Genomic DNA, 18,903 nt, shown 5'->3' on the forward strand with positions numbered 1-18,903 from the left:
AAACACCATGTCTGCAGATGCACCCTTGCCGAACCCTGCGAAGCTCGGGCTGACCAGCCCCCGCGCCGCCGAGGACTTAACCACACTCGGCATCACGGATGCGAAGGTGCTCGCAGCGCTTGCCGACGCCGGCGATCCAGACCTGGCGCTCAACACGCTCTACCGTCTCTTCAGCGCGCTTGACGACGCCCCATCCTGGCAGGACGTGCAGTCCCACCTGGCGGCCGACGGCCAGTTCCGCACCCGGCTGTTCGCGCTGCTCGGCGGCTCCACGGCGCTGTCCGACCACCTGGTGGCGCACCCGCAGCGCTGGTGCAGCCTGCTCGAGCCGCTCCCAGGCAGCGAGGAGCTCTTCCGCACGATGCTCGCGGCCGTCGATGCCGCACCCGCGGGCCTCGAGGGCGACACAGCAAGCGAGGACCTGACCACCCCCGGCACCTACCGGGCGGGGCAGGAGTGGTCGCGTCACGCCAGCGCCACCACACCGCTTCGCGAGCACTACCTCACCCTCATGATGCGCATCGCCGCCTCCGACCTCGCAGGTGAGGTGGGCTACCGCGACGTCACCGAGTACGTCACAACGCTCGCCGACGCCGCTCTGACCGCAGCGCTGGCCGTCGCCATCCGCGAAACCTACGGCGACGACGACCCCGACTCCCGCCTCGCGATCATGGCGATGGGCAAGTGCGGCGCCCGCGAGCTGAACTACATCTCTGACGTCGACGTCATCTTCGTCGCCGAACCAGCCACAGCCCCGGCAACCAAGACCGCCAGCACCGTGATGCAGCTTGGCACCGCGTGCTTCTTCGAGGTCGACGCCAACCTCCGCCCCGAGGGCAAGTCCGGCGCGCTCGTGCGCACCGTCGACAGCCACCTGGCCTACTACAAACGGTGGGCGCAGACCTGGGAGTTCCAGGCGCTGCTCAAGGCGCGCCCGATGACAGGCAGCGCCGAGCTGGGGCAGCGCTACATCGCGGCGTTGCGCCCGCTGGTCTGGGAGGCGTCGCAACGCACAAGCTTCGTCGAGGACGTCCAGGCGATGCGCAGGCGCGTGCTCGAGCACGTGCCGAAAGACCTGCGCGAGCGCGAACTCAAGCTGGGCAGCGGCGGGCTTCGCGACGTCGAATTCGCCGTCCAGCTGCTCCAACTCGTGCACGGGCGCATCGACCCAAGCATTCGGGTGAAGAACACCGTCGACGCGCTCCAGGTGCTTACCGACGGCGGCTACATCGGCCGCGAGGACGGCGCCAAGCTGATCGACGCCTACGAGTTCCTCCGCCTGCTCGAGCACCGACTGCAGCTCACCCGCTTCAAGCGCACCCACCAGCTGCCCAAACCCGACGACGCGAAAGCGCTGCGGTGGCTCGCGCGCACCTCAGGCTTCCGCACCGGCCCACGCGCGACCGCGACCGAGGCGCTGCGCACCCGCCTCAAGCAGGTCCGGTTCACCGTGGCCAACCTGCACGAACGCATTTTCTACCGTCCGCTGCTTAGCGCGGTGGTGAACCTGAGCTACGGCGAGGCTACCTTGAGCGCCGACGCCGTCAAGGCCCAGCTCGCCGCACTCGGCTACCGCCACCCGGCGCGCGCCCACGACCACCTCACCGCGCTGGTGAAGGGCACCTCGCGCCGGGCGAAGCTGCAGGCGATCCTGCTGCCGTCGCTCATGCACTGGCTGGGTGGCACCGCGGACCCGGACGCGGGGCTGTTGAACTACCGCAAGCTTTCAGAGGCGGCGGAGGATAAGAGCTGGTTTTTGCGCATGCTGCGCGACGAGGGCGTGGTCAGCCAGCGCCTCATGCAGATCCTGGGCACCAGCCCGTACGCCTCCGAACTGATCATCGCGGCGCCTGAGGTGGTCAAACTCTTCGGCGATGGCTCCTCGGGGCCGCGCCTCCTTGAGGCTGCACCCGACCAGGTAGAGAAGGCGATCGTCGCTGCCGCCGGGCGCTACGAGGACCCGGACCGCGCGGTGTCGGTGGCGCGTTCGCTGCGTCGGGCGGAGCTCGCGCGCATCGCCGCTGCCGACCTGCTCGGCTTCATGGAGGTGCGCCAGGTCTGCGAGGAGCTCACCTACGTGTGGGACGCCGTCCTGCGCGCCGCGCTCGCCGCCGAGATGCGCGCTCAGCACCAGGACCCCGAGCGCCCAGCGCCGGCGCGCATCGCTGTGATCGGGATGGGCAGACTCGGCGGGGCGGAGCTCGGCTATGGCTCGGACGCGGACGTGATGGTGGTTGCCGCAGCCAACGAGGGCTACGACGACCACGAGGCAACCGTGTGGGCCGCCAAGGTCATTGAGGCGATGCGCGCGCGCCTGGCCAAGCCGAGCGCCGACCCACCCCTCGAGGTCGACCTCGGACTGCGCCCCGAGGGGCGCTCCGGCGCGGTGGTGCGCACGGTGGAGTCCTACGAGCGTTACTACACCGAGTGGGGCGAGGTGTGGGAGCGCCAGGCGCTGCTGCGCGCCGTCACCATCGCCGGGGACCGTGATCTCGGCGCGGACTTCCTGCGCGTCATCGACCCGGTGCGCTACCCGCCCGAGGGCGCCAGCCAGCGTGATATCAGGGAAGTCCGCCGCATCAAGGCGCGCGTGGATAACGAGCGCCTGCCGCGCGGGGCGGACCGCGCCACCCACACCAAGCTGGGCCGCGGGGCGCTCGCCGACGTCGAGTGGACCGTGCAGCTGCTCACCATGATGCACGCGCACACCCACCCGGCGCTGCACACCACCTCCACGCTGGAGGCCCTCGACTACCTCGCCGACCCAAACGACGACCGACCGCAAGTGATTGAACCGCAGCAGGCCCGCCAACTGCGCGAGGCCTGGCTGATGGCCACCAGGGCCCGCAACGCCATCGTGCTCGTCACCGGCAAGCGCACCGACCAGCTGCCCGCGCCGGGCACACAGCTCGGCCCCGTCGCAGGCTCCGCGGGCTACAGCCCGGAGCACCAACAGCAGTTCCTGGAGGACTACCGGCGCACCACCCGCCGCGCATATCGCGTGGTGGAGGAGGTGTTCTGGGGCGAGGCGCCGTCGCACGAGTTCGAATAACTTATGCTGGTGCCCATGGCTGTACAGATCTCAATTGACCTTGATAATGCAACGTTCGCGGACCTCGTCGCGCTTGTCGACGCCGCCCGCGTCGCCGGCGTCACCCCCGACACCGAACTCGAACTGGCAGATTCCACGCTGAGCATCGCCGTGGAGCCCGGCACCACGGATGCACACCAGCAGCGCGTGCCCGAGCGCACCCGCGAAGGTGAGGGGCCGACCACGGTCTCCACGCCCGGATCCTCGGCGCTGCCGCAGCTTGGCGACGCCGCCATCCGCTCCGTCGTTGACATCCTGACCGGGCGCCAGGAACCCCCGCGGCGCTAGTTTGCCTTCGTTGGTGGCGCTTGCTCGACGATCTTGAGTCGGCGCATCTGCGGCTGCGCCTTCGCCCGTGCCACCAGCAGGCCCACGATCAGCAGGACTGCTAGCACGTAGACCGCGATCCAGGCGTACTGGAAGTCCTCCCACGTGTACTGCACCGAATCTGCCGAGTGGTCCAGCAAAATCCCCACCGCCTGGGCTGCCACCATGGAGGATGTGAACCCGCCCATGTTGGCCAGGCCGGTCCCGGTCGCCACCATGGCGGGTGGCACGTGCTCGCGCACGTTATCGAAGCCGAAGTTGGACGCGGGCACCACCGTGCCCATCACGATCACCACCGCCAGGATCGCTCCGAAGCCGCGCGGAGTGGACGTCGAAAAGAACCACAAAAACATCAGCGGCGTCAGCGAGCACAGCACGATGACCGCCATGTCACGGCGCACGCCCAAGCGCGCAGAGACCGCACCGAGCACCGGCGATGCGACGATCATGCACACCGTCAGCACGATGAGCACCGTGCCGGCCTCCTGCTCGTTCAAGCCCATGCCGAGCGTCATCATCGGCACACCCCACAGCAGGGTGAAAGTGACCATCGGGAAGATGGAGAACCCGTGGATGAAGAATGCCTCCCAGCACACCGGTGAGCGCACCACCGTCGAGAGCGTGGTGCGAAGCGGCACTTTTGCGCTTTTGGCCGCAGCCTCCTCGCCAGGCTTCGTGGGAGCGTCCGCCACTGCGACCACCGCGGCGAGCGCCACGAGCACCCCGACCGCACCGAGCGAGACGAACGCGACCTGCCAGCCCTTCGCGTGCAGCAGCGCCAAGAACGGCACCGCGGACAGGAACTGACCCATCTGCCCAATCGCAGTGGACAGCTGCGTAAACAGCGGCGTCTTGCGGGGAGGGAACCAGCTCGGCAGGATACGCATCACTGCCAGGAACGCCGTGGCGTCGCCCGCGCCGATCAGCACGCGAGCCGCAAGCGCGACAGGGTAGGAGGACGTAAACCCGAGCAGGATCTGGCCCACCGCCATCACGAGTGCGCCGACGATCAGCATGAAGCGCGGACCCTGCCTATCGATGAGCACCCCGGTCGGGATCTGCGCCAACGAGTACACGCCAACCTGTACTGCGGTGAACACGGCGATGCGCGAGGCGTCGATACCAAAGCGGTCGATTGCCTCAACTCCCGCGACGCCGAAGGACGTGCGGCCCAAGATGGCGACTACGTACACCGCGACTGCGCCGAACCACACAAAAAGGGCGCGCCGGGTGACGCGCTGCTGTGGGTCGTTGGTCTGGGAGACAGGGGAGTTGGAATGGGGCATGCGGTACAAGGTACTCCCTCGGTTAGGCAATCCGGCATGCGGGTCCGGTGCGTCACGTAGACTGTGCAACCGTGGATTACATTTCAACGCGCGATACCGCAGGCACAACCTACAAGTTCACCGACATCCTGCTCACGGGCTTAAGCCCGGATGGCGGCTTGTTCCTTCCCGTGGAGTACCCGCAGCTGAGCCCCGAGCAGCTCGACAGCTGGCGCACGCTGCTCGCCGAGCGCGGGTACGCGGCACTCGCCGCCGAAGTGCTCAAGCTCTTTATCGACGACATCCCGCACGCCGACATCGAAGCGATCACCGCCCGCGCCTACCGCACCCCCGTATTTAACGACGCCGCCATCGTCCCCGTAACCAAACTCGAGGACGACCTGTGGCTGGCACACCTCTCCGAGGGGCCAACCGCGGCGTTTAAGGATATGGCGATGCAGCTGCTCGGCGAGCTCTTCGAGTACGAGCTTGGCCGCCGCGGCCGCCACCTGAACATCCTGGGCGCTACCAGCGGCGATACCGGTTCCTCTGCCGAGTACGCGATGCGCGGCCGCGATAACATCCGCGTGTTTATGCTCACCCCAGCTGGCAGGATGACGCCATTCCAGCAGGCCCAGATGTTTGGCCTGGACGATCCGAACATCTTCAACATTGCCCTCGATGGCGTCTTCGACGACTGCCAGGATGTGGTCAAGGCCGTCAACGGCGACGCCGACTTTAAGGCGAAGTACGCCATCGGCGCCGTCAACTCCATTAACTGGGCACGCCTGTTGGCCCAGACGGTCTACTACATCTCTACCTACCTGCGTGTGACCGAGAGCAACTCGCAGAAGGTGAGCTTCTCGGTGCCGACAGGCAACTTCGGCGACGTGTGCGCGGGCTACATCACCAAGCGGATGGGCCTGCCCGTTGACCGCCTGATCGTGGCTACCAACGAGAACGACGTCCTCGACGAGTTCTTCCGCACCGGCCAGTACCGCCCGCGCAGCGCGGCCGAGACTCAGGCAACGTCCTCGCCGTCCATGGATATCTCGAAGGCATCGAACTTCGAGCGCATGATGTTCGACGCCGTCGGGCGTGACGCCGCGCTGACCAGCGAACTCTTCGGCACCAAAGTGAACAGCGGAGGCTTTGACGCCAGCGACTTCGGAGACTTCGGCGGCGCAGACGTCCTCGACCGCATCCGCGACGCGTTCGGCTTCTGCTCCTCCTCGTCCACCCACGCTGACCGCGTGGCGACCATTCGCGAGGTCCACGAGCGCTCCGGCGTGCTGATTGATCCGCACACCGCCGACGGGGTCCACGCCGCCCGCGCCGTGAGTGGCGACGTCGATACCCCGGTCGTCGTGCTTGAGACCGCGCTGCCGGTGAAGTTCGCCGAGACCATCGTCGAGGCCACCGGGACCCAGCCGGAGGTGCCCGAGCGTTTCCGTGGCATCATGGACCAACCACGGCACGTCACCGAATTGCCGAATGACGCCGACGCCGTGAAAGCCTTTATCCAAGACTCCATCGAAGGGAAGTAGCACATGGCACAGGAACAGTTCGCAGGCCCGGAGTACTTCACCGAGTTCGACCCCGAGAAGTTCATCCGAGACATGAAGATTCAGAAGGAAGAAGCTGCCAAGGGCGACCCCGCCTTCGCTGACGATGAAGCGGGCGATGAGCAGTAGCGGCGACCTCGCCAAAAAATACCAGCCCGAAGACGGGCAACAGTGGACGTTCCCGGAGCCGGTCGCCCCAGTAGGGCAGTCGGCGCCTCGTCGCGGGCTAGGTGGTGCCGCGTGGTTTACCGTCATCGTCACCGCGCTGTGCTTGGTCGGGATGGTGGTGTGGCTGGGCCTGCACACCTCTGAAATAGACACGCGCACCGCCGAGGAGCGCCAAGCCCAGGAAGCCGTCCAGCGACCCGGGGAGCAACCGCCTGCCGCGGCAACGGGCAACCGGATCCTGGTGCCCGAGTTCGCACCGTGGGCGCCGGGCTCGCTGATCCAGTCCACGGACCACTACCCGGAGCCGGGGGAGCGCTTCACCGCGCAGTCCTGCACCGTCGCGTTCACGTTCTCGGGTGCCGACGGCCGCTCCTACGCCGTCACCGCCGGGCACTGCGGGCGTGAAGGCAACCTGGTGTGGCCGAAGGGGGCCTCGGACACGAACGACTACTCGCAGGAAGTCGGCAGGTTTATCTACTCCGGGCTTTACACCCCTGATGTAGAGGACCCAGAGGCGGAGCGCATCGACGTCGGCATTATCGAGATCTACGACACGGACCGCGCTGTGCCGCTCGTCGGCGACCCGATCCCAACTGGCATCGGCGCCGACATTGGGCCCGTTGACCGCGTTTGCAAGACCGGCGGAACCACCGGCTACACCTGCGGCCACTTCGAGGCCGCGAGCCGCGTTCAGATCGTGACCGCCCACGACGACGAAGAACAACGTGAGTCCCGCGGCGACATCGCAGGCGTCTGCGCCTCCTCCGGCGACTCGGGCGGCCCCGTCTTCGCAGACGTGAATGGGCGCGCCACCATCATCGGCGTGGTATCCGGGACGGAAGCCGACCGTTCAGGAGAGGAGTGCTGGGAAGGCATGGAGGACCCGATCATGATGTCCTACTCCAACGTTGATCAAATTCTGAGCGTCATCGAGCGCGTCGTGCCGGACGCCCAGTGGGTCGAACAGCAGTGGTGAGCTACTGCGTATCGGGCGTCGGGTTCGTCTGCAAGTCGTGCTTGCCCTTGTCATCAATCTCGAGCGTGGTCACTTCGCCAGCTCCGTAAGCCTGGTAAATCACCTCGACGAAGCCGTCGGGGAGGCCAACGTCTTCCCACATTGCGAAGAGGCTGTCGCGATCAGCCTCGTCGGCCACGTTCATCCACGTTACCTTGACTTTCTGTCCGAACGGGTAGTGCAGGAACCCAACGAAGTCGGCGTCGTAACTCAGCGCGAGGCGCATTTGCTGCGCAATCGACTCCGGGGCTGGAGCGTCGTGGCAGTAGTCCCACAAACTCACGTTGAGGTTGCTGCCCGTGCGCAGCTCGACGCCGGGGATGCAGTTCTGCTGCAGCAAACGCGACAGGTGGCCCGAGAACGAGTCCACTTCTTGCACCGCGGTATCCGTGATGTTGCCGCGCAGCGCTGCGCCGCGGTGTGCTTCGTGCACCTCCGCGTTCGCGATCAGGTACGGCCGGATGCTCGCTTCTATCGACGCGATGTCGGCCTGCGGTGCCTCGGGCTGAAACACTAGTTCGCGCTGCAGCCGAGTCTCCTGCGGAGCGTTGTGCTGGTAGGCGTACAACGCGACTGCCAGCGAGGCCAGCACCACCACGAGCGCTCCGTACACCGCCACAAACAGTGCAGTTGGCACCCGGCGAAGCAAAGCGCCAGACTGTGCGGAGTCATCAGTGGTGGTGTGCAACATGCCGTAAATAGTAGTCGAAGTACACTTGAACCCATGCCTATACCCGAGTTCATTGTGCAGACCCGAACAAAGATCGGAACCGACCCAATGTGGGTTCCCTCCGTATGCGCCGTCGTGCTGCGGGACTCCACCGCGGACACCCCGTGGGCAGTCCCCGAAGTGCTCCTCGTCCGCCGCGCGGACAACGAGAAGTGGACGCCCGTGACCGGCATCGCCGACCCAGGCGAGGACGCCCACGACGCCGCGGTGCGCGAGGTGCTCGAGGAGACCGGCATCAAGGCCACTCCGGCTGCGATCCTCGGCGTCGGCGCCATCGGCCCCGTCACCCACGACAATGGGGACATCGCAAGCTACATGTCGACGCAGCTCCGCCTCGAAGCCGTCGACCCCTCCCAGGAGCCCGTCGTCGGTGACGACGAATCCATCGACGTCGGCTGGTTCCCGCTGTCCCACATGCCGGTCACGGACGCGAAGTGGCGCCTTGTCATCGGCGACGCCGCCGCCCAGCGCAAGCGCCCCGAGGGCTTTCAGCCACGTATGGGCTTTAGCAAGCGCAACTAATGCGGTTCGGCGTCGACGTATCCGAGCACCAGGCAGGCTTTGACTTCACCGCCTGCCCACTCGACTTCGCCATCATCCGCACCACCGACGGCACCTACCAGGACCACGCGTTCCCCACCCTGTTTGTCGACGCCCGCTCCGCCCACCTCAACGTATCCACCTACCACTTCCTGCGCAGCCCTTCCGAGGGAACCAGCGTGGCCGAGCAGGTGGAGGCCAGCGTCGAGGTACTACAGCGCGCCCCCGGCGCCATGAATTGCCCGATGTGGCTCGACGTGGAAAGCCCCGCTGGGCTCACACTTTCCGACGTCCGCTCCGCCTACGACACCTTCCAGGGGTTTGGGGTGTGCGTTGCTGGCGTTTACACGAATGCCTGGTACTGGCGCCGGTACATGCGCCTGGCTCGACCCTCCCAGTTCGGCGCGCTCTGGCTCGCAGACTGGGGTTCCGACGAGCCAGCATTTCCAGGTGCCGACGCCTGGCCAGCCCCGCTCGGCATGGGCACCCCCGAGGTGTGGCAGTACACTTCCCGCGGCACCATCGGGGGATTCACGGTGGACCTCAACGCGTGGAGGGACGTCGCATGAACGCTGTGCGCGTGGTGATGGCAGCCGTGGTGTGCGTTGCGTGCGTTGTGGTCCCGTCTGTGGCACCGCCAGCTCAGGCGCAGTTACTGGGGAAAGGCGATAGCGAGCCTTTGCCCGAGGCCCCGCTCGAGGCGTACGAGCGCAACATCGCGGCCGCGCCGTCGCGCTGCACTGATTTCGAGATTGTGATTGCCGCCGGCACCGGCGACTCCAACCAGGGCGACGACCCGCTGCACGTGCGCGGACTGCGACCTGGCTCGACCCTGATCGCTGACGTCGAAGCGGCTGGCGAGAGCGTGTCTGCCTGGCAGGTGCCGTACACGGCCTCGGTTGGCGTGCTCGGCACGCTGGGGGAGACCAGGACGAACATGGCCCTGCCGTACGGGGCGTCGCTAGATACGGGCAAGCGTGCGGTGCGCACGCACCTCGCCACGCTCCACGACGCATGCCCGGACACGAAGGTGTTGTTCCTCGGGTTTTCGCAAGGGGCTGGCCTGCTCGGGGACCTCGTGGCGGAGTCCCCCGACCCGAGCCTTGTCGCGGCCTACCTTATCGCGGATCCGGGGCGCAGCCGCACCACCTACCACACGGCGGAAACAGTCACCGGCGCGCGTGGCGTCCGCGGCGAGAACGGCGAAATCCTCATCCCGCTCGACGGCGTACGCCTTGCTAGCGATGTCTCGGGTCTCACCGGGCCACGCCGCACCAGCTTCCACGACGCTGAGGCTGAGGTACTCACGTTTTGCCACAGCAACGACCTCGCCTGCGCCACGCAGCACGACGGGTTGGCGCAGCGCGTCGGCGTGCGCCTCGCCCAGCCCGCCGCGGCCCCGTTGCACAAGCTGGCCGGGCGTGGCTTCAAGGACTTCGGGCACAACCCCATCGCTACGATGCTTGCCTTGGCGTGGGAACTTGCTGCCGTGTCTCATGTAGTACAGGAATATGCGGGGGAGACACCGCCGTTTTCGGGAGAAGACATCACCGGGTTGGGCGTGCTGCTCCACGTGGCCGCGCAGGAACTGCTGCCGATGGCCGCCGGGCTAGGCGTTCCTCAGATCCCGATGCCACTGATTGACCTCATCCCGCACGTGATGAACATGATGCCCCACCACCTGTCCTACTTCGAGGGCGGCGACCACCCCGCGTGGACCATCGACGGCGAGTCAGTGGAGTCGTGGATTGCCCACGACATGGTCGCCCGGATGCAGGCGAGTTAACTGTTCTTGGTGGTGTACGTCTTACCGGGTACCGGCTGCGGCACCATCTGATCCAGGCTCGCCGGCCGCAGGCCTTTCGCACGCAGCCCGTCGATCACGCACTCCACGGCTTGGGCCGTCGTGGGGTGAATATCATGCATCAGAATGATTGACCCGGCCCGCGCCTGGTCAACCGCAGTCTTGCACATCCGCGCCGGGTCGCGGTGCTTCCAATCCAGCGTATCGACGTCCCACAACACCACCGCCTGGCCCTGCACCCGCGCCGCGTCAGACACGGTTGCGTTGAGCGCCCCATACGGCGGGCGGACAAACCGCGGGGAAGCACCAGTGGCATCTGCAATCGCGCGGGAGCTTTCCTCCACTTCACGACGCACCTCCGGCTGCGAAAGCTTCGTCAAGTCACGGTGCGTGGCAGTGTGGCTGGCTACCGTGTGACCGGCAGCCCGCATCCGCTTCACGACGCCCGCATTCGCGCGGACCTTCGGCGCCAACACGAAAAACGACGCCGTGGCGTGCTTGCGCGCCAGGATATCCAACACCTGATTCGTGGAGGCAGCCGGACCGTCGTCGAACGTGACGGCCACACAGTTGGAACAGTCCGCAGGTTGATCCTGGGCCGGAGCCGGCGCGCTAGGCGCAGGTGCAGGAGCAAGCTGCTGTGCCAACGGATGGTTGCGCGCCTGCGGCGGCAGCGCCCGGTAGATAGCCGTGCGGAGCTCCTCACCAGCCTGGGAGCTGGATTGAGAGAACGCCTGTGAGCTGCCCACGAGCGGGTTCGCGACCGCGTTCGGCGCAGTACACAGTACCGCCACCGCAACGAGCGTGGATACGACTTTGCGCATTGCTTACACCACCATCCAGAGTTAGTACGCGTGTCAGAGTACCCGGTTTGAAGGACTCGCGAAATTGTGACGCAGGTACTCGACAACGGGCACCACCTTGAACTCTTCCAATTGTTGGCCGTGCTCGCCACGGTAGACCACCCAGCGCTGCGTCGGGTCAATGTCCAACTGGCTGCCAACCGTGGCGAGGTTTCTCCCGTGGCGCGAGCGAAACGTTGCGGAGGATTTTATTTCAACAGCGCGTGGCTCGTGCGTCATGTCGAGGAGATCCACTTCAATCTTGCTGTCATCGCGATAGAAATACAGGTCAGGGGCTATCCCTTGGTGGTGGTAGCACTTGGCTGTTTCTGCCACGATGAGGTTCTCCATCACCGCGCCGAAAGCCGGGGAGTTCACGAGGTCTACTTTTGTGCGGATACCCAGGAGGTGGCAGAGCAGTCCAGTGTCGTAAAAGTACAACTTAGGGGTCTTCGTCAGCGTCTTGCGGGAATTGGTGTGAAAAGGACGCAGTGTGAACACGATGAAGCTGGATTCCAGGATGCTTACCCAGTTCTTCACGGTCGCAAACGCGACGCCGAGTTCGCGAGCCAGCCCGGTGTAGTTGATGAGGCTGCCGGCATTAAGGGCCATCAGTTTCATCATCATTTGAAAAGCGTCCGTGTTCTGAACATTGAGTAACTGTGTGACGTCTCGTTCGACGTATGTGCGGAGGTAGTTCTGGTAGTAGATCTCCGGCGGCATATCTACTTGATAAAGGCGCGGATACCCACCGTGAACCATGAAATCTTCAGCGCTCGTGTCGGGTCGTGCGGTGAGTGCCTCCCGAAAAGAGAGTGGAAGCAGGTGGGTGATGCCGACTCTTCCGGCTAGGCTTTGTGAGATCTTCTCCATTAAAAGGAAGTTCTGCGAACCAGAGAGCACGTATTGTCCAGGTGTGCCTCGTTCGTCCGAAATGACCTGCAGGGACGAGAATAGCTCGGGCGCATATTGAGCCTCGTCGATGATGAGGGCAGAGCCACGATCACGGATAAAACCCATGGGGTCCTCGATGGCGAACGCGCGTAGCGTTGGGTCTTCGAGATTGAGATAGGTGAAATCAGGGAACTGTTCACGAATCAACGTCGATTTTCCGCTTTGCCGTGGTCCGGTCACGCTCACGATCGGAAACCACGAAGCCAGTTGCTCAAGATGCTGTCCCAATTCCCTCGGAATGAACACTATTTCACCAAATCCCTAAAGTGCGACTTACCAAATCCCTAAAGTGCAATTTACCAAATCCCTAAAGTGCGACTTACCAAATCCCTAACGTGGCGCCTGTTGGTGCAGGTTGATCGGGGATAATTCGGTCGGCTTAGCCCAGTGAACGCGTGCGTATCACAACTCCTTGCTTGCGGGGGAAGAGCAGCTCTAAGCGTGTAATCGGGGCGTCGAGCTCCCCGCCCAAAAGCTCGGCGTACAGCCGGAGCTGGTTGAAATACTCGGACACAGTTTGGGCATCGGCGCTGACATCCGTTTTGTAGTCGGCAATGACCCAGCTATCTCCCTCGCGGTAGAGCAGGTCAACGACGCCGTCGATAATTGGGCCGCCACTACTGAGTCGGCCGAATACCGGCAGCTCCCTGTAATGCTGCGAGGAAAAGGCGTGCGTGACGGTTTCGCACTCCAGCAGCTGTTCCGCCATTGATGCGAGCGTCTCCCGGAACTGCGAGGGCGCACCGCAGTCCACACTGAGCGTGGCCGCGTAATCGGCTGCACCACCGGCAGCTGTGAGGTCATCGAGCGTCGCGCGCTCCATCATTGCGTGCAGCGCGGTGCCCACTGCCGCGCCGTGCTCAGCGCGGGCCTCCCCAGTAACCACCAATGCCGGGTCGAGTGAGGCAGTCTCCCGCGTGAGCCCAAGCTTCACGACGTCAGCGTCTCGAGCATGAGCCACCGCCGTGCTGGCGACACGGCGTGCACGAGCCGACTGCCACGCGCTCTCCGAGGCATGAAGATCCGGCAGTCCCTCGGCGTTCGGCTCTGTGGGCCGCGTGGCGGAGGTGGTGAAGTCATATTCGTATGCTGGGATGTCCTCCGCAGCAATCGCTTCCGGGATTGCGCCCTCCGCGATCGTGTTCTCGATGGCCGTATTGAACGCCTTCGACGCCACGCTGTTCGGGTTATCAGTTCGCTTACACACCACTAGGTGGTCACGCGCACGCGTCGTGGCGACGTAGAAGAGGCGGGCGCGCTCGGCGGCGTCGGCAAGCTTTTCGTGCTCCAGGATTTCCCTCGAACGCGGGGAGGTGAGCCGGAACTCGCTGTACTCCAACACATGGTCCGCAGGATGCGGGCGGCTGACCTGAGGGTTGTTGTTCCTACCGCCGTACATCCCGGCCAAGATCACCATCGGGAACTCCCGGCCCTTGGACGCGTGCAGCGTCAGAATGCGCACCCCGCCCGCAGTCGTACTCTCCGGATCGGTGATCTGATGACGCTCGTTGGCCAACGAATCAGTCCACGCGGTGTATTCGCGCAGGGTACCGTGAGTCGCCTCGGTAAAGGCGCGCGCATTGTGCTTCACGAACTCGAGGCGGCGCAGCGCCTCCAAGGGGAACGCGCTTCGCGCAGCGGCCAGCTCCACCATGTTCAGTTGGTCGCACGCCCAGGACACCAGGGCGCCGACGGACATCTCACGGGAAGCCTCATGCAGCTTCAAAATGAGGTTGAGCGCATCCGGAATACGCCCAGTCAGGTCGTGCAACCGAGGCCCGTAAATGTTCAAACTGCTGCCCGCAGCGGCCCATTGCGCAAGCTCAAGGTCGGAAATACCAAGCAGGCTTGTACGCAGCGCGGCGCCCACCGACAGCGATTCCGCCGGGTCAGCCGCCGCGTGCAGCACGACGTGGAGCTCCTCAATCTCGGGCGCCAGATACGTCAGCGCAGCGCCCTCCGGGACGTAGGGCACGTCATGCGCATCAAGAAACGCCATTAACGACGCCGCCTGACGGTGGGTACGCACCAAAATCGCAATATCGTGCGGCTCCAACCCGACCAGGGTCTCATACGAAGTGCCGTCGTCACGTACAACCTTGTCGCGGCGCTGCCAGTCCTCCGCAAGCGCCTGCTTGATAATACTCAGGATGAGGCGGCACTCAGCCTCCTCCTTGGACAGATTGTCCTCCTTGATGGCTTCGTAATGCGCGACAATCGTGCGACTATTGAAGTCTGCCAGCTCGGGGGCGTCATCAAGCCCAGGCCGTGCGTCCAGTGCAGTAAAGGCCACTTCTCGGGGCACAAGCTTCGGGTCTGGCTTCTTGCTGGTAGCCAAGGCGTTCGGGAAATAGCGTTCGAAGACCTGGTTGGACCAGTCCAGGACCTTCGAGGTGGAGCGGAAGTTCGTGGTCAGCTCGACGACCTCGCAGTCCTGCGCGTCACGGGCAGCAAGGTAGGTGTCCAGATCCGCGTGGCGGAACCGGTAGATCGACTGCTTCGGGTCACCCACCGTGAACAAGGCCCCGGGAGTGAGCTTCCCGGTAGCAGGGTCGGTGGCAATCGCGCGCACGATGCGCAACTGGGCAGGGTCGGTGTCCTGGAACTCGTCCACAAGCAGGTGTGTAAACCGTGTGTGCACGTCCTCCCGGACATGCGGGTGGTGCTTCAACAGCTGGTCTGCCAGGTACACAAGGTCACCAAATTGGAGCTCACCAGTGCGGTGGCGTCGACGTGCGTTATCCAGCACGATCAAGGCCAACGACGCGCGAAGCACCGCTTTGGGACGCGCCGCTTGCCTTTCCACGTTCTCATTCCAGGAGTCCCAGACACGCTCACACGCCGACTTGATTTCTTTGACAACCGCTCCGCCCCAGTTCGCCTTTCGGCCACCGTTGCCCTTGCGGAACTTGCCGACCTTCGTGAAATCACCCGCGGTGATCCGCAGCTGAAGATCCGTAATTTGTTCTCCCAAGGTCAACGCAAACGCGTCTTCAGGGTCTGAGCACTCGTTGAGAGTGCGCTTGAGCTCACCCACGATTCGCGTGGCTGCGTCCTCATCGAACACGAACGCCTCCGGCAGGGCAGCAGCGATCGTCGGCTCCAACTCACCCCAGTTATCGTCCATGTATTGGGCAAGCTGCAGCAGCGAAGACATCGAACCGTTCTCGCCCGCGAAATGCTCCAGGGCTTCGCGGAGGTCGGCGTCGAGAATCTTGCCCCCGCTCAGCTCAGCGATGGGGAAGACCCCCTCGAGTGCGCTCGAAAACGCTTCGCTTACTCGGCGTCGAAGCACGTCGGATTGACGCTCCGCGGCGAAGTTATCCTGCACCGTGATCTCTGGAGGGATGCCGGACTCGAGCGGGTAAAGACACAGCAGGCGCTGGCAAAAGCTGTGCAGCGTTTCAATGGCTGCGCTGGGCAGCTCAAGCAGAGCGCGATCCGCCACTGGGTTGCCCGCGTGCTTTGCCAGCTCACGGGCGAGACGCTCCGAAAGCTCCGCCGCAGCCTTCTTCGTAAACGTGATCGCCGCGATCTGGGTGACTGGAACTTCACGTTCCAAGATGAGCGTGAGCAGGCGCTGGACGAGTGAGTACGTTTTACCAGCCCCGGCACCGGCCTCCACGAACAAGGTGGAGTCAACATCCGTGCGGATCCGCTCACGGTTTTCAAAATCTGGCAACAGAGTCATGTTAGTTCTCACCTTCATTTTCGCGCGCAGGTGTCAGGCTTTGGTAGAGCTCAAAGAGATAATCGCTGATTGCGTCGGCTTGGCGGACGTAATTATTTGCACCCAAGCGCAGAATCTGGGTGCGGAGGAAGCGTTCAGTATCAATCGGCCGCGGGAAGAAGACTCCCTGGGCCATTAATTCCAGGGTGCTGCCCAACACGTGGACGAAATCGTCATAGCGTTCCTGGTCAAAAATGGCAAGGTAGTGCTCCTCATCGGGATTGTCGGCGAACACGAAGTGGAAATCCACGTCCACGCTCGGAGAAACCGTGACCACATCCTCGCCGATGCCCATTTTGTCCAACCACGCTGCGAGCGCACCGTTAGAAATCGCTTGCCACATGGCTAGGCCGTAGAAATCCGGCTGGACGGTAAACGAGGAGACGTTGTCCCAAGCGAGCACGTCCTTCTTCGCGATCCGGTTCCTGCCAGTTTTGTAATCCACCACGCGCAGACTTCTGGTCTCCGGGTGGAAATCGACGCGGTCAATGAACCCCTTCAGCGATACCTGGCCGAAGGAGGTGTCGAAAAATACCTCGATGTCTGAACCCCGACCGAATGCAAGCTCGACACCAACAGGCATCCAGCCTGCCTCAGCCTGCTGACGTTCTGCCTCAAACCAGGCACCCAGAGCCTTGGTCAAGCGCAGCTCGAAGGCGTGCCGCGAAAGCGCGCTCACCTCACTGAGCAGGGGCGCGCTCAGGTGCGCGGCGGCGATAGAATCCAGCACTTCGCGAGCCGCATCCCAGTCCAGCTCCGCATAACTGGCAGGTCGAGGAGACGCATCGAGCCACACACGGCGCGTCCATTCCTCCACGATGGAGTGGAAGATCGTGCCCTTATCACGAGAATCCAGGTCCTCGGCGGGATCCGCCTCAAGCTCGCGCATGCCAGCTACGTACTGAATGAAGAAAAGGTACGGGGACTCCACATACAGGTTCAATGCCGACGCAGAGAACTCGTGATCTGCAATCCAGTCGCTCAGACCCTCAACGAAGCCATTGAACTCATCGCTCGGGTTGCCCTCGCTGCGAGCCTTCACCACTGACATCGTCTGCTGCGTGGATACCGGCCATGCTCCGCGCAGGGCGTGGGTGAAGCTGGCGGTTCGCCTGCTTGCGGCCGGGAAGTCATTCGCCTCGCAGCCATCTATTGGGGTGTGGTCTGCTGGGATCCAATGGCTGGGCTCCCCGCCAAACTCGCCACCGCTGAGCTGATCGGCGTGGATACACCGCACCTCGTTCGCCGTACGCAGAGCAGCTTCGAGGATCTCATGCTGACGGCTGGTCTCGCGCTCTACGCTGGTACCGAGCTGTTCGAGTGACACACCAGCAGGCTCCGGCACACCGTGCGGCATAAATATCGACGACGCGTTGCATACCAACAGCACGTCCAGATCCCCACCGACCAGCCCAGACAGTGCACCGACGCGCAAACCAGCCGGAAACGCATCATCGGTACCAAGTGGAGTTGCAACCGCAGCTTCCCACAGCGCCTCCTGTGCTGCGAGCACACTGAAGTCGATTCCCAACTGATCAAACTGTGCCAAGTTCGAAAACAGGGACTCCGGCACCGGTCCCTGCACATGCTTCTTCGCCAGCTGGAGCGCCTGTGTCGCCCACTCGCCCCAAGATTCAGACGCGCGAAGCGCCACCAGGTCGTCGTGGAGCGCCACAACCCACGCAGCCTCCACCCGCGCCGGGACCTTTTCTCCATTGACCACGTGATCCACACTGAACTCCTGCCAGCGAGGCCAAGAACGCGGGCCGTTTCGGTGGCGACTGAGCGAATCGAACCCGAAGATTGCCGGGCGCTTACCCGCCGCATCCTGCCAGCCGATCCGTCCGCGCAGCAGAATCTCCGCAAGCTGCGCTCGCGGTATCGTGTCGACCTCGAGCGACACAAGCCCGACCACCGTGGCGACCTCCGGGGCGTCGAGTAGACACTCCGTTGCGCCACCCACCAGCGGGAGACCCTGCGCAGCATCAACTAACACCGGGTAGAACGCCTGATTCATCATCGCAACCCCGACGCGGTCCAGCGCCTCTTCCTGTGGGGCAGACGACTCGGCGATGCTTTCCCGGACCTTGCTGAGTACAGCGAGCGCCTGGACGTGTTCATCCGCAACTTCCATCGTGGTGACCTGGGCAGTGTCGTCCGGGCGCAATGGCTCCGGCAGCCGCTCGAGCAGACGATCCTCAGCAGGCGTCAGCCCAACAACATCCCACACAATGGTGCGCTCCGGGATGCAGGCCTGCTCCCAAGCCTCATATGGAAGCGTCCTGGCCGGCTCGCCTTTGGACGATGACTTGAACCTGTCCGCTATCCGCTCCGTGATCGAGGCGATCTCCTTCGGCAGTGTCCTGGTACCAGTGAGTCCCCATCGCTCCCGCGGGGCCTGCAGCAGCTGCCATACCGCCTTTCGTACTCCCGTTCGTGTAGCCGGTTCGCCAGCGAGCCCCCGCGCGCGGATCTCGGAATCCTCCGGGAGTTCCTGCAACGCATGCACCACCAAAGCGGCGACCTCAGCAGGGTCAACTAATCCCGGGAACTGGGACTCCACAAACAACTGCAACGACAGGACTTTCACGCCCACAGCCACGCCGGACTGCGACAACGCATCCATCACAGCATCACGTGCACCTGGCATGCACAACACTGTCACGGGGTTTGCGAGCGGATTGCCGTCCTGCGCTTGGCGAACGGCATGGATGAGCGGATTCATACGGGACATGGTTCGTACTCTATATGGCGGTCCCGACATTGTGATGCGCCTACCTACAGACTTTCAAAGACGAGAGTTGCTTGCATCCGATGATCTCCTCCGAGCAGTCCCTTGCTGCCTGATGGAGTAGTGGTGATGGTATGCAAG

Annotated in this window: 14 protein-coding genes; 8 read left to right on the forward strand and 6 right to left on the reverse strand. The window is 64.0% G+C overall.

What is annotated here, in order from left to right; all coding sequences use genetic code 11:
• Positions 1-7 precede the first annotated feature (7 nt).
• Together QP752_RS03215 and QP752_RS03220 are read left to right on the forward strand one after the other, a co-directional pair.
• A complete protein-coding gene (locus QP752_RS03215) occupies positions 8-3,052 on the forward strand; it encodes a bifunctional [glutamine synthetase] adenylyltransferase/[glutamine synthetase]-adenylyl-L-tyrosine phosphorylase (RefSeq protein ID WP_284804404.1) in 3,045 nt (1,014 codons plus the stop codon).
• 15 nt (positions 3,053-3,067) lie between these two features.
• Entirely contained in the window at positions 3,068-3,379 is a 312-nt protein-coding gene (locus tag QP752_RS03220; protein WP_070363461.1) for a hypothetical protein, read from the forward strand.
• On the opposite strand, the gene QP752_RS03225 is transcribed toward QP752_RS03220, so the two are convergent.
• Positions 3,376-4,704, reverse strand: coding sequence for a nitrate/nitrite transporter (locus QP752_RS03225; RefSeq protein WP_070362165.1), 1,329 nt, complete (start codon positions 4,702-4,704; stop codon positions 3,376-3,378). The genes QP752_RS03220 and QP752_RS03225 overlap by 4 nt on opposite strands.
• A gap of 71 nt (positions 4,705-4,775) precedes the next feature.
• On the opposite strand from QP752_RS03225, the gene thrC reads away from it, so the two are divergent.
• Genes thrC through QP752_RS03240 form a run of 3 tightly spaced genes read left to right on the forward strand, consistent with a single transcriptional unit; the run spans position 4,776 to position 7,392 of the window.
• Complete coding sequence (gene thrC, locus QP752_RS03230) at positions 4,776-6,230, forward strand: threonine synthase (RefSeq protein WP_284804406.1); 1,455 nt, start codon at positions 4,776-4,778, stop codon at positions 6,228-6,230.
• Positions 6,231-6,233: 3 nt separating this feature from the next.
• Positions 6,234-6,377: a hypothetical protein gene (locus QP752_RS03235; protein ID WP_168156175.1), complete on the forward strand. Its 144-nt coding sequence runs from the start codon at positions 6,234-6,236 to the stop codon at positions 6,375-6,377.
• Positions 6,367-7,392, forward strand: coding sequence for a trypsin-like serine protease (locus QP752_RS03240; protein WP_284804408.1), 1,026 nt, complete (start codon positions 6,367-6,369; stop codon positions 7,390-7,392). Before QP752_RS03235 ends, QP752_RS03240 begins: the two co-directional genes overlap by 11 nt.
• A 1-nt stretch (position 7,393) precedes the next feature.
• On the opposite strand, the gene QP752_RS03245 is transcribed toward QP752_RS03240, so the two are convergent.
• Positions 7,394-8,122, reverse strand: coding sequence for a hypothetical protein (locus QP752_RS03245; RefSeq protein ID WP_284804410.1), 729 nt, complete (start codon positions 8,120-8,122; stop codon positions 7,394-7,396).
• Positions 8,123-8,155: 33 nt separating this feature from the next.
• Here QP752_RS03245 and QP752_RS03250 point away from each other — a divergent pair, with 33 nt between their 5' ends.
• The 3 genes from QP752_RS03250 to QP752_RS03260 are packed head-to-tail and all read left to right on the forward strand — an operon-like array spanning position 8,156 to position 10,487.
• The gene (locus tag QP752_RS03250) at positions 8,156-8,683 is read left to right on the forward strand and encodes an NUDIX domain-containing protein (protein ID WP_071572421.1); all 528 of its coding nucleotides are present in this window, start codon (positions 8,156-8,158) and stop codon (positions 8,681-8,683) included.
• Positions 8,683-9,270, forward strand: a complete 588-nt coding sequence (locus QP752_RS03255) for a glycoside hydrolase family 25 protein (RefSeq protein WP_284804412.1) — start codon at positions 8,683-8,685, stop codon at positions 9,268-9,270. The genes QP752_RS03250 and QP752_RS03255 overlap by 1 nt, the downstream gene beginning before the upstream one ends.
• The gene (locus QP752_RS03260; protein WP_284804413.1) at positions 9,267-10,487 is read left to right on the forward strand and encodes a cutinase family protein; all 1,221 of its coding nucleotides are present in this window, start codon (positions 9,267-9,269) and stop codon (positions 10,485-10,487) included. Before QP752_RS03255 ends, QP752_RS03260 begins: the two co-directional genes overlap by 4 nt.
• On the opposite strand, the gene QP752_RS03265 is transcribed toward QP752_RS03260, so the two are convergent.
• The 4 genes from QP752_RS03265 to QP752_RS03280 form a co-directional block, all read right to left on the reverse strand.
• Complete coding sequence (locus QP752_RS03265) at positions 10,484-11,329, reverse strand: polysaccharide deacetylase family protein (RefSeq protein WP_284804414.1); 846 nt, start codon at positions 11,327-11,329, stop codon at positions 10,484-10,486. The two genes, QP752_RS03260 and QP752_RS03265, sit on opposite strands and share 4 nt — an antisense overlap.
• A 33-nt stretch (positions 11,330-11,362) precedes the next feature.
• Positions 11,363-12,547, reverse strand: a complete 1,185-nt coding sequence (locus QP752_RS03270) for an ATP-binding protein (RefSeq protein ID WP_284804415.1) — start codon at positions 12,545-12,547, stop codon at positions 11,363-11,365.
• Positions 12,548-12,680: 133 nt separating this feature from the next.
• Positions 12,681-15,992: an exodeoxyribonuclease V subunit beta gene (locus QP752_RS03275; RefSeq protein ID WP_070362173.1), complete on the reverse strand. Its 3,312-nt coding sequence runs from the start codon at positions 15,990-15,992 to the stop codon at positions 12,681-12,683.
• Position 15,993: 1 nt separating this feature from the next.
• Positions 15,994-18,765: a PD-(D/E)XK nuclease family protein gene (locus QP752_RS03280; protein WP_284804417.1), complete on the reverse strand. Its 2,772-nt coding sequence runs from the start codon at positions 18,763-18,765 to the stop codon at positions 15,994-15,996.
• Between the last annotated feature and the right edge of the window lie 138 nt (positions 18,766-18,903).

This window comes from Corynebacterium sp. UMB10321 (assembly GCF_030228725.1).
In the GTDB taxonomy this organism is placed as follows: Bacteria; Actinomycetota; Actinomycetes; order Mycobacteriales; family Mycobacteriaceae; genus Corynebacterium; species Corynebacterium pseudogenitalium.